12 protein-coding genes are annotated in these 11,756 nt (G+C 54.4%); 6 read left to right on the top strand and 6 right to left on the bottom strand.

The annotated features are described in order from the left end of the window. Positions 1-131 precede the first annotated feature (131 nt). Both CPH65_RS09605 and CPH65_RS09600 read right to left on the bottom strand, forming a co-directional pair. Positions 132-389, bottom strand: coding sequence for a DUF2312 domain-containing protein (locus CPH65_RS09605; protein WP_096173282.1), 258 nt, complete (start codon positions 387-389; stop codon positions 132-134). 100 nt (positions 390-489) lie between these two features. Continuing rightward, entirely contained in the window at positions 490-780 is a 291-nt protein-coding gene (locus CPH65_RS09600; RefSeq protein ID WP_096173281.1) for a DUF1244 domain-containing protein, read from the bottom strand. A 578-nt stretch (positions 781-1,358) separates the two neighbouring features. Here CPH65_RS09600 and CPH65_RS09595 point away from each other — a divergent pair. Beyond that, the gene (locus CPH65_RS09595) at positions 1,359-1,730 is read left to right on the top strand and encodes a DUF1036 domain-containing protein (protein WP_197704000.1); all 372 of its coding nucleotides are present in this window, start codon (positions 1,359-1,361) and stop codon (positions 1,728-1,730) included. 10 nt (positions 1,731-1,740) lie between these two features. Beyond that, on the top strand, positions 1,741-3,183 hold the full coding sequence (gene pyk, locus CPH65_RS09590; RefSeq protein WP_096173280.1) for a pyruvate kinase: 1,443 nt from the start codon (positions 1,741-1,743) through the stop codon (positions 3,181-3,183). Between the two features lie 85 nt (positions 3,184-3,268). Here the strand turns inward: pyk and CPH65_RS09585 are convergent, their stop codons facing one another. Continuing rightward, positions 3,269-5,209, bottom strand: coding sequence for a methyl-accepting chemotaxis protein (locus tag CPH65_RS09585; protein ID WP_172891495.1), 1,941 nt, complete (start codon positions 5,207-5,209; stop codon positions 3,269-3,271). A gap of 317 nt (positions 5,210-5,526) precedes the next feature. Continuing rightward, on the bottom strand, positions 5,527-5,652 hold the full coding sequence (gene ykgO / locus CPH65_RS09580; protein ID WP_096173278.1) for a type B 50S ribosomal protein L36: 126 nt from the start codon (positions 5,650-5,652) through the stop codon (positions 5,527-5,529). A 312-nt stretch (positions 5,653-5,964) separates the two neighbouring features. On the opposite strand from ykgO, the gene CPH65_RS09575 reads away from it, so the two are divergent. Beyond that, positions 5,965-6,279: a hypothetical protein gene (locus CPH65_RS09575; protein ID WP_096173277.1), complete on the top strand. Its 315-nt coding sequence runs from the start codon at positions 5,965-5,967 to the stop codon at positions 6,277-6,279. 203 nt (positions 6,280-6,482) lie between these two features. Further along, positions 6,483-6,689 carry a hypothetical protein gene (locus tag CPH65_RS09570; protein ID WP_096173276.1) on the top strand — a complete coding sequence of 69 codons (207 nt, stop codon included), beginning with the start codon at positions 6,483-6,485 and terminating at the stop codon, positions 6,687-6,689. Positions 6,690-6,719: 30 nt separating this feature from the next. Here CPH65_RS09570 and CPH65_RS09565 read toward each other — a convergent pair whose 3' ends face one another. Beyond that, a complete protein-coding gene (locus CPH65_RS09565) occupies positions 6,720-7,325 on the bottom strand; it encodes a methyl-accepting chemotaxis protein (RefSeq protein ID WP_371359454.1) in 606 nt (201 codons plus the stop codon). On the opposite strand from CPH65_RS09565, the gene CPH65_RS24835 reads away from it, so the two are divergent. Next, on the top strand, positions 7,266-7,391 hold the full coding sequence (locus CPH65_RS24835) for a hypothetical protein (RefSeq protein ID WP_256385213.1): 126 nt from the start codon (positions 7,266-7,268) through the stop codon (positions 7,389-7,391). The two genes, CPH65_RS09565 and CPH65_RS24835, sit on opposite strands and share 60 nt — an antisense overlap. 316 nt (positions 7,392-7,707) lie before the next feature. On the opposite strand, the gene CPH65_RS09560 is transcribed toward CPH65_RS24835, so the two are convergent. Then, entirely contained in the window at positions 7,708-10,068 is a 2,361-nt protein-coding gene (locus CPH65_RS09560) for a methyl-accepting chemotaxis protein (RefSeq protein WP_172891493.1), read from the bottom strand. Between the two features lie 555 nt (positions 10,069-10,623). Here CPH65_RS09560 and CPH65_RS09555 point away from each other — a divergent pair. Continuing rightward, entirely contained in the window at positions 10,624-11,742 is a 1,119-nt protein-coding gene (locus tag CPH65_RS09555; protein WP_096173273.1) for a Gfo/Idh/MocA family protein, read from the top strand. The last annotated feature ends 14 nt before the right edge of the window (positions 11,743-11,756 follow it).

The following is an 11,756-nucleotide window of genomic DNA, read 5'->3' as shown; positions in this document are numbered from 1 at the left end:
GACCTCGCGGATCGCCTGCTTTTCTCGCAGAGCCATTGCCCGTCAGTCAATCACTCTCCAGATAAAACAAAACCCCGCCACAGTATGGCAGGGTTTTGCGATAATCAGGATTGTTTGCGACGAGCCGTTGGCTATTCGACGCTTTCAGCCATTCCCAGAGCATGAAGATAGAGGTCCAGAAGCGCCTCCATTTCCTGCCTTTCGTTGCTGTCCTGTTTGCGCATGCGCACGACCTGACGCATGACTTTGACGTCATAGCCGTTGCCCTTGGCTTCGGCATAGACATCCTTGATATCGTCAGCGATTGCTTTTTTCTCTTCTTCGAGGCGTTCGATCCGCTCGACGAAGGCGCGCAGCTGATCTGCGGCTACACCACCGGCATTTGACATTCTCTACTCCACATCTCGATCCATGACCCACCAGAGCACATGTTTTCGTCTGGCGTGTATTGACCGCTCTCTAACCATTTTTCTTGCGACGGGATCAACCCTATTTGTGATCGGCTGTGAATGCCGCGAGTTGTTCCCTGGATGCTTCACGCTGATGCGCACGCTTCCAGTCGTCATAAGGCATGCCATAGACGATTTCACGCGCCTCTTGCTGAGACATCTCAAAACCGGCATCCTCAGCCGCTTCCATATACCAACGAGACAGACAATTGCGGCAAAAACCGGCCAAGTTCATCATGTCGATATTCTGCACATCACTGCGCTCGCGCAAATGGGCGACCAGTCGCCGGAAGGCAGCCGCCTCGAGCTGTTCCGTTTCTTTATGATCCATGTTTGCCCTCGTCCAAGACATTCCAGATTATCGACTTGTTTGGGTGATTCCCGCTGCGCCCTGCCCCGGGCAACAGGCGCCGATAATAGTCCTTTGGCCTCCAAGAACAAGCCAGAATCGGCGCTCTGCTTTTTGGCATGTGAGATTTCCGCGCTATGCACAGGATAGACCAACAGCCGTGACCGTGGTCGTCATTCCGCCCAAGTCATGCGCAACAGCTGATCACACAGCCGTCATTGAATGCCGCTAAGAAGGCCTCCAGCAAGAGACGAAAAGGTCTTCCCGCTGGACCATCAAACTTGACCGGCCCATTACAAAATGAGATGCAAGCCGAACAATAGGGAGCCGAGATCAAGCAATGCAAAGCGACTTTGTCAGGGCAAAAAACACCCTGAAACAAAAAACAAGCTCTACTAATGTAGGAATATTCATTGACTTTGCGGGCCTGAAACGCGAAACAAAAGGCGGCTACCCGACACTCGAACACAATAGTGCATAGCCCAATGATTGTTTGTGAAATTAAAAAGCGACTTTCTGCATCACGTTTTGCCCAAGCCCTCACCTTGACCTGTCTGATGATGGCCGCAAGCAGCATGGACGCCTCAGCTGACCTGCGTGTCTGCAACAAGACAAGCAGCACGATCGGACTTGCGATCGGCTACGAGCTGAAAGGCGACTGGTACAGCGAAGGCTGGTGGAACCTTGAGAAAGACAAATGCGAGACCGTCCTGATGGGCATTCTCGTCAAAACCCGCTACCTCATCCATGCAATCGACTATGACAAGGGTGGGCAGTGGAACGGCGAAGCTTTCATGTGCACACAGGATCTTGAGTTCAAGATCAAGGGCACCGAAGAATGCGTCGCAAGGGGATTTGAACGGACCGGCTTCTTCGAAATCGATACGGCCGGCAAACAGGATTATACGGTTCAATTGACCGATCAAGAATAGGAAAGCTGTCGTGACTGTTAGAAGAAACCGAAAAGTGAAAATTCTGGCCACGCTCGGGCCGGCTTCGGAAACCAAGGAACAGATCAAACAATTGTTTCTTGCTGGCGCTGATGTTTTCCGCATCAATATGAGCCATTCCGACCATCCGACCTTGCGCAGTCGTGTTGCCAAAATCCGTGAAGTCGAAAAAGAAGTTGGCCGTCCAATCGGCATTCTGGCCGACCTTCAGGGCCCCAAGCTTCGTCTGGGCATCTTCAAGGACACCAAGGTCACTCTGGAGAACGGCTCCAACTTCACCCTCGACATGTCTGACAAGGAAGGCGACGTTTCTCGCGTCCAGCTGCCGCATCCCGAAATTTTCGGCTCTGTGAAAGAGGGTGACATGCTGTTGCTTGACGATGGCAAGGTCCGCCTCAGAACCATCGGCACTGCAGCCGACGCCATCCACACCGAAGTGGTTACCGGCGGTACGATCTCCAACCGCAAGGGCATCAGCTTCCCCGATTCGACCCTGTCCTTCTCGGCCTTGACCCCTAAAGACCGCTCGGACCTTGATGCAGCGGTTGAAGCCGATGTCGACTGGATCGCCCTGTCTTTCGTACAGCGCCCCGAAGACGTCGCCGAAGTACGCAAGCTGTCCCGCGGTCGCACCGGCATCCTGTCCAAGATCGAAAAGCCGCAGGCGGTCGCCTGCCTCAACGAGATCATCGAACTCAGCGACGCCATCATGGTGGCGCGTGGTGACCTTGGCGTTGAAATGCCGCTCGAAAAAGTTCCCGGCGCTCAGAAACAGATCACCCGTGCGGCGCGTCAGGCCGGCAAGCCCGTGGTCGTCGCGACCCAGATGCTCGAATCGATGATCACCTCACCGATGCCGACCCGTGCCGAGGCCTCTGACGTGGCAACCGCCGTGTTCGAAGGTGCCGACGCTGTCATGCTCTCGGCCGAATCCGCAGCCGGTCAGTTCCCGCTCGAATCCGTTTCGATGATGAACCGCATCGCAGAAGAAGTTGAGCAGGATCCCTACTACGAGAACATCATCTATGCTCAGCGCGCCGAACCCGAAGCAACCGGTGCCGACGCCATTTCTGCCGCATCCCGCCAGATTGCCGAGACGCTGAACCTTGCCAGCATCATCTGCTACACCTCATCGGGCACCACAGGCCTCAGAGCCGCTCGCGAGCGTCCTCAGACCCCGATCATCACCATGAGCCCGATCAACGCCACAGCGCGTCGTCTGTCCATTGTGTGGGGTCTGCACTGCATCGTCTCCGAAGATGCTGGCACCCTTGACCAGATGGTCGACCGGGCTTGCAGCACCGCCTTCTCCGAAGGCTTCGCCAAACCCGGCCAGCGCGTCATCATCACCGCCGGTGTTCCCCTTGGCACGCCCGGCGCGACCAACATGTTGCGCATTGCCTTTGTCGGCAGCGACGGTCTTGGTGGCATCTGATCGATTGGCGATCATCGCGAACAACAAAAGGGCCGGTCTGAGACCGGCCCTTTTTCGTTCCAGAACGGATCCTTGTGAGGTGAGGCTAGGCTGCGCGCACGCGCTCTATGAAACTGGCAACTTTTTCCTTGAGCATGCTTGATTGGCTGCCCAGCGTTGCCACCTCTCCCACGACTTCATCCGATGCCGAACCTGCATCCCTTGAGGCGGTCGTGACCTCCTGAACGCTCTTGTTCACGATCTCGCTTCCACGGGCAGCATGATTGAGGCTGCCAGCAATCTCTTGCGCTGTTGCATTTTGCTGTTCGATGGCACTGGCAATGGAGGTTGAGATCTGCTCAACCTGCTGGATGACTTGCGAGACATCCTCGATCGACTCGGAGGCGAGATTCGTTGCCGATTGGATCTCGGTAATCTGACTGGAAATCTGCTCGGTTGCCTTGGAGGTTTGCTCGGCGAGGGCCTTCACTTCACCGGCGACAACAGAAAAGCCCTTGCCCGCCTCCCCCGCTCTCGCGGACTCGATCGTTGCATTGAGGGCCAAAAGGTTGGTCTGCTCGGCGATGGAGGAGATCATCGCGACGACCTCCCCGATCCGGCTCGCCGTAGCCGAGAGGGTCTGCATCAGCGCATTGGTGCTGCCGACCTTGCCGACCGCTTCCTGTGCCGCCGTCGAGGCAAGGCCGATCTGCTGGCTGATATCCGAAATGGACGAGGTCATCTCTTCTGTCGCCGAAGCAATTGTCTGCACGCTCGCCAGTGTCTCCGCTGACGCGGTCGAGGCGGAGGTCGCCTGTCCCGACGTTTGCTCGGCAACAGCGGCCATCGCCTGCGCGGAGGCCGTGAGTTGGTAGGCGGACAGGGAAACGGATTCGACAATCCCGCTGATATGCGTATCGAACTCATCGGCCAATTGCATCATCATGGCCCGCTTTTCCTGCTCGGCCCTTTGTTTCTTGGCCGCTTCGTCGGCCTCCATTTCCTTCTGGGTCTTGACGTTTTGATGCAGGATGGCGGCGATTTTGCACAAGTCGCCAATCTCATCATCATGCTTTCTGACCGGAATATCCGTTTCCAGATTGCCCTTCGCAATCTCGCTCATCGCATCTGTTACGTCATGGATGGGCTTCGTGATCGAACGGATGACGAGCAATCCAAAGCCAAGAAGCATCAGCGCCGTTGCGATCAGGATGCTGAGCGCCATGGTGTCGACCCAAGCTGCAATGGTGCGGCGGTCATTCTGAGCTTTTGCCAGTTTCATTTCAGCCGAATGTTTGAGCGCCTGCAGTTCACTCGAAAAGCTTTCAGACTGAGCCCGATAGGCATCCACCAGCGCCAGAACGGCCTGATTTGCATCCACCCAACTGAGAAACTTGTTGTGATAATCCTGCATAAGGGGAACAGCTTCCGCCTTTACGCTCTCAGGAAGACGGGACTGTTCAAGGACATCATAAAACTCTTCAATCCGGGTTTCGAAGGTTTGAACATATTTTTCCTGCTGCCGCAGCATATAGTCCTTTTCGTGCCGACGAAGCATCAGCATCTTGACCATGATCGCGTCGATGTTGGCGCTCCGGCTTTCCTTGCCAACCGCCGTCAAGTTGGCCTCCACAGTCTTGACCGCCTTGCGCAGTTCGCCTTTCAGCCCCTCTTTCTCGGAAAGGCCCGCGACCGTACGGGCATCAACAATCTGTTTGGCCTTCAAAAGAGAATCATCAACAAACCCGGCCAGCCTCGCTTGCCGTGTGCCCAGCTTGCTGATATCGGCCTTTCTGCTGGAAGCAATATCTTCCAACTTGGCAACAACGGCCAGATCGCCACTTTGTAAAAACTGTTCTGTCACAGACGCCAGATTGCCTATCGCGACAGCAGCGTGACTGATAGAGGCTACATCCTGATCAGCAAGGGTCGTTGCCTTCGCAACTTCCTGATTCTGCACGTCTCCCCAGTAAAACGTGCCAGAAAGCACCACCAGTCCGACCAATCCAAGCAGCAATACGCCCCAAATACGGTGTTTAAGCGTCACACTAGGCCCCATTGTTTAAGAGTAAGCACGTATCACCAACCGAGTCGGCAACAATGATGGAACCTAGCCTTACAAAAAAATGTTATTTAAACATTACTCAAAGGTATATTTAAATAAATTCCGATAATTTTCCATTTTGAAAACAAGTGAACACAAAAATACATCAGAAAATAATTTTATACATTAACAAACATAAGAATAGATAAGATTTGACTGTCGCCAGAGCGGGACAGATTGGCTCGATGACACAACCAACAACAAAAAACGCGCTGGAAATATCCAGCGCGTTTCTTATTCAACAAACAGGAAAAAGTCACTTAGCCCTGACGGGCCTTGAAGCGAGGGTTCTTCTTGTTGATGATGTAAATGCGACCCTTGCGGCGAACCATGCGGTTATCACGGTGACGCTTGGCAAGTGCTTTCAGAGAATTCTTGATTTTCATTGTTCCAAGCCTCGGCCAAATCTTGCGAAACAAAAAGCGCGCCGAGGCGCGCAAATTCGTTGCGGAACCTACGATTCCTTATGCCCGATGTCAACTGTCAAATTCCAGCCCTTTGGAGTTTGACGGCACTGATAGCCTATTTAGCGCCCAACAAGCTCCATTTCCACTTCAAATTCCACAGTGTCGTAGCCCTGGAACCTTGGATAGCGCGACAGAGTGACCCTATTTTCTCGACTTGAGACGCAACTCTCGCTACTTTGTAACACGCAAAAAGACTGGCAACGGACATGAAGCAGGCAATGGAGAAGGCGCATGACATTCGGGGGAACTGTGGATCTGAACTGGCATCACAAGGAAGTGGTGGTTCTGGATCTGAGGTGGGTGAAGAAAACTATGGTCCTTCATGTCGAGATGAAACAGTTTGAAGAAAACAAGCATCAGGGCATTGACCCTTCGATCATCCTGACAAGGCGCTCCCCTTCAAAGAAGGAAGATATCCTTATTGTGTCCGGTCGCGCAACGGCCCATATACTGGTCAGCCTCGATCATGAGGAGCAGCTTGTCGGACGGATTGACACCAGCAATCCCAATGCTGCTGGTAGCGTCAAATGGGAAATCGTGGCCTGATCGGGCACCCGCGGCAAAACACGGCCCAGACATCGCGAAAACGCAACACGACGCTCGATCATCATTCATGGTGATTGATTGCAATTCCATACGCTTTTTCTTGCAACCCACATCGCGCAAGGGTTGATATTTCTGAACAAACCCATCAAAAATAGCAAACCAATCAGTCGGCTTGCCGAACAGATGAAACGGATGGCAGGGGAATGAACAAACAGGACAGCACACAGCTCGACACCGATGCGCGCGAATTGGCCAAGTTGGGCCACAGCCTCAGCACGGCGCTGTTCGAGGGCAATCTGGACCAGTGTCTTGCGATCATAGTCGATCATGGCAACCGGCACGGATATCAGTTCTCTGACGGGTCCAGGCATCTGCTGGAGCAAAGCACCATGACGACCGGGCAGAGTTAGTAAGACGCACAATCCGCGCATCAGGTTCTCTCAGGCAATATCTTTCAGACAATTCTGCACATCGTCTGCCGCATCCAGCATTCGATCGGCCAAATGCTTGATCTCGCGCGACAGGGCGCTGAACTCTTCTCCAAACGGCCCCGCCCTGCCCGCGGCCACACGCGCATTGAGGGAAACCAGCTTGGAGTGACGCGCGACGCGATCGATGCGCTCGATTGCTTTCTGTGCATCTGAAACCGAAACAGACAGCGTGTCTGCCTGCTCCTGTGATCTTGCAGAAAATTCAGCCTCCAACGCCTCCACAACCCGCTGCAGGGTGGCGAGGGCATCTTGCTGTATTACACCCGCGACATGCTCCATGAGCGCCGCATCCGGCGCCTCCCCCGCCTTGACGCCTTTCAGGATCCGCCGGGCCTTTTCCAGCATCATGTCGATGCCAGACACTTCGTTCGAACTGACCTGCTGGGCAAGAGGGCTAAAGAACAAAACGCCCTTGCTTGCCGCAAATCGGCCAGACTTCAAAATATTGTGGGTTGCAGCAAACTCTCTGATGGCTTCTTCCAGACAGGAGAGGTCATGCGCATCGCCAGGATCATCGACGTCCCTGTTGCAGCCGCCAAGCTGCAATTTGAGCAAAAAGAAGCCAATCCGCTGGGACAGCATACGTTGCCGGCCGGCGTGATTGATCAGTTCAGGATATAAATTGACAAGTTCGGTCCCGGATTGTGTCATGGTCTATCCAAAGGTTGCTTCGAACCAAGGATTAGGCCTGATGGTTAGCAAGACATTAACGCCAACCGGCAAGCGGCTCTTCTTTGGAAAAAACTCCATCAATGACTAAAATTTGTTCATATGCGCACCGCAAAGTCTCTCAAATAGCCGCTTGCTGGGGCGATGCGAGGACAGTCGAAGGTCAACCGATTTGCTTTGATGAGGTCTTGAATAGACAATCGGGGCGCCCGGCTATGCGGACGCCCCGATTGGATTTGTCATTTAAGACGAAGTCGCAAGACCCGCTTTAGCAGGACGAGACCTTGTTGACAAACTCATCAATATTCTTCTGCAACCGCTGAGAGTTCTCATTGACTTCCCTTGAGGAAGAAAGAACCAGATTGGCCGCATCTGCCGTGGATTGAACCGTTTCAAGCAGCTTGGTTGTGCCCATCACGGAAATATTGGAGCCGTTTGCAGCCGATTGTGCGCTCGACGAAATCTCCGATGTCGCTGTTTCCTGCTGAACGACAGCCGAAGCGATGCTCGAGGTGACCGCATTGGCCTGATCCATCTTCTCGGTAATTTCCTTCACCGCCGTCACTGCTTGCTCGGTCGCGGACTGGATTTCAGAGACCTGTTCAACAATATCTTCAGTTGCCTTGGATGTCTGGTTGGCCAGTTCCTTGACCTCGGCTGCGACGACAGCAAAGCCCCTGCCCGCTTCACCGGCTCTTGCCGCCTCGATGGTGGCGTTCAGGGCAAGCAGATTGGTCTGCTCGGCAATGGCCTTGATCAGGTCGACAACATCGCCGATCCGGTTTGCAGACTGAAGCAGGTGCGAAATCCGGCTGCTCATGGCAACGGCAGAATGGGAGGCTTCGGTCACCACCGCGTTGGCCTTGTCGGTCTGTTGGCTGATCTCGGAAATGGAGGCCGTCAACTCTTCGGCCGCAGACGCAACCGCCGTTGCACTTTGCAGCGTCTCACCGGTTGCCTTGTTGGTTTCGGTCGCATTTTCTGTGTTGGTGTCCGAGATTTCCGCAAGATCGGATGCCACGTCTTCCATCTGTGTCGCATTCTTGTCCATAGCGGACAACTGGTTGGAGACATCAACGCGGAACTGGGAGATCAATTCAGAGATGGCCTCGGCACGACGACGTTGTGCTTCCTCTTCCTCCGATTGCAGGCCCGCCAGTCTGCGGCGCTCGACGGCATTGTCGCGGAAGACCACAACCGCCCGGAGCATCTTGCCGATTTCATCCTTGCGCTCGCTTGATGCCAATTCAATATCGGTCTTGCCCTCTGCCAGTTGCAACATGGACTCAGTCACCTTGGCGATCGGGTGCCCGATGATGCGAATGAGGCCATAAGATATGGCGGCAGCAGCAATCGCGGCAATCAGAAGCGTGATGATGACCGTCATGGTCGATCTGGTCTCATCCTGTTTGGCGACCTCTGCAAGCTGCGTGATCATCTGCCCCAAAGACTGGGTGGCGGCCAGAGACCCCTGCCGTGCATTCTGCCCAGCCGTTTGCATGTCTTTGGTGGCATCAGCAAATTGCGAGAAACTCTTGCCATAACTTGCGAACAGCTCGCCGACTTTCTTTGCGCCAGTACGAGCCAGATTTGCACCGAGTGCATCTGCATCCACCAACGCAGCCTTTACCGCTGCATGATTCCTATCGCTGGGTTCGCGCTGATAGTTCAGCGTTGCCAGATCGATCCGCGACATCAATGATGCAACCGAACGCCCGGTTTCCATTGCAAGCGCAGCTTCACCCTTGGCGAAGCTGGCACGATCCTTGACCATCACCGCTTCGCTCATAGTGCGATTGAGATCAATCCGACCGCGCATCGCATTGTTTGCCAGCTCATCGAGCTGCTTCACCAGCTTGGACGTCTCGAAATAGATGGAAGAGACCGGATTCGCCTTGGGATCCTTAACCACTTTGGCCAGCGAGGGAAGCAGCTTCTGGATCGTTTCGTAATTCTGAGCCAGATCCTTCTGCCTTTTCTCAAGCCCGGATTCTTTCGCTTTCAGCACCATCTTCAGGGTTTTGTCCATCATCCTGACGCTCATAGCGCTCTGCGCGAGCAATTTGACGTTCCCCGTCTGCTTGGACTGCAGAATCCGCAAGCCCGCACGGTTGGCTCCGGCTTGAATCGTATCGGTCGCGGTCATCAGATCCTGGATTTTCTTGACACTCGCGGTGGCATCAGAGGCTTCCTGGTTGGCTTCATCAAAGCTTTTCTGAGCCGCAGCAAGGGTCTGGGACGCTTCCTGAGAGAGCGAATTCAGGGCAGATTGCTGGCTGACACGCGTTCTCCCGATCACCTGTGCTGCGTTGGCCAGATCATCAATCGCACCATCAAAGCTCGCGATCGCCTTTTGCGCGCCGGTAAGCACGGGATCGTCATTGCCGATAGAAGCTAGGGCCTGAGTAGCCTCCTGCAAGAAACCTTTGGCTTTCACAAGATCCTTCTGATCACCGCTCACATTGAAATTGTCCACCGATGCAGAGGCTTCGTGAACCTTGATCACGACAGCGGTGCTCTTCTCGGAAACCTTGATCGTCTGCCCCAAACGGAACGTGCCAAACACGCCAACCCCACCGACCATGATCGCCAACAGCGTGACAAGCGCCATGCCGACAGCAATCTTCATCCCCGTCGATCGGTTTTGAAAAAATCTAACTACCATCTCGTCCTCCCAAAACGGCCCACCAGCCATTCATGCACAATCGGCAGAAAGCCTTTACCCCAAAGGTAAAAAACTCATAAAATCGCGTACTTGGAGTATTACGGAGGCGGGAACAAAACCGCGCAACCAAATCGAGGAAATGCTCGCTTTACTGGTCTTTTACTACCAATAGCTGCAGAACTTGTACAAATTTGACCAGAATCCGTTTGCTCCCCGTGCCCAATTTTTAAAGAAAAGTTGTGCAAAAGACCGCACCACGCGGCCAGAGTGCAGTTTCCCCGTTCGGGTAGCAAACCTGTTGAGCTTGCTAAAATGAAACAATTCCACGGGTTTATTTCATATCCGATCCAATGGAGAATACGCCTGACCACTTCGCAAATCCATCGCTCAGACCGTTCGACCCGCAAGATGAGCCCACCCGCGATGGCGTTTGGACTGGCGCGATACCGAGCGCCCCCCGCATCGCCAACATCAGACAACAGAAACTGCATTTCATTCGTCTTTCTGGGAGGAAAGCACATGAGAAGACTGAAAGTAGGCCTTATCGGCACTGGCTACATGGGAAAGTGCCATGCCCTTGCATATGGCAACGTTAGAGCCGTGTTTGGCGACGTGCCCCCCGTCGAGAAAGACATGTTGTGCGACGTTCCCGCCCAGAAGGCTGAGGACCTGGCCGATCAGTTCGGCTTTGCCCGCTCGACAGACTCTTGGCAAGAGCTTGTGTCCGATCCGAACATTGACATCATCTCCATCACAACGCCGAACAAGTTTCACAAGGAGATGGCCCTCTCCGCCATTGAGCACGGCAAGCATGTCTGGTGCGAAAAGCCACTCGCTCTGACGACGAATGACGCCACAGAGATGGCCGAAGCAGCCCGCAAAGCCGGGGTGAAGACCATGGTCGGCTACAATTATCTCAAGAACCCGATCATCGCCCACGCCAAGCAGCTCGTTGAGGATGGCGCCATTGGTCGCCTGCTGCATTTTCGTGGATGGGTTGATGAGGACTATCAGGCAGATCCTTCTCTGGCATGGACATGGCGTGCCACCAAGTCCGAAGCGGGTCTCGGCGCACTGGGCGATCTGGGATGCCATCTCGTCAGCATTGCTCATGAGTTGGCCGGGCCGATCGAAAGCCTCACAGCTGATATGGCCACGGTCTACCCGGAACGGCCGATGCCCGAGGGAGATGGCATGGGCAAGGTGGAAAACGAAGATGTCGCCACAGCCATCTGCCGCTTTGGTTCTGGCATACTCGGTACGCTCTCCTCCTCGCGGTCGGCATGGGGACGCAAGAACCACCTCGCATGGGAACTCCACGGCGACAAGGGCATGCTGATCTATGATCAGGAACGCATGAACGAGCTGCGCCTCTATCAGAATGAAGGCCCTGTTTCCGAGCAGGGCTTCAAAACCATCCTATCCGGCCCGACCCATCCCCATTACGCCCATTTCTGCCCGTCGGCGGGACACGGTCTGGGCTTCAATGAACTGAAGGTGATTGAACTCGCCGAGTTCCTCCGGGCAATCGATCAGGGCACCCGCCCCTATCCGGACTTTGACGCAGCACTAGCTTTCGAGAAGGTCATCCACGCCATGGCACAATCCGCTGAAGAGAAGAGCTGGATCTCGCTCTAGGGTATCAATGAAAA

Origin of the sequence: Cohaesibacter sp. ES.047 (assembly GCF_900215505.1) — a bacterium.
Lineage (GTDB): Bacteria > Pseudomonadota > Alphaproteobacteria > Rhizobiales > Cohaesibacteraceae > Cohaesibacter.
This window is presented reverse-complemented; position numbering and strand designations above follow the sequence as displayed.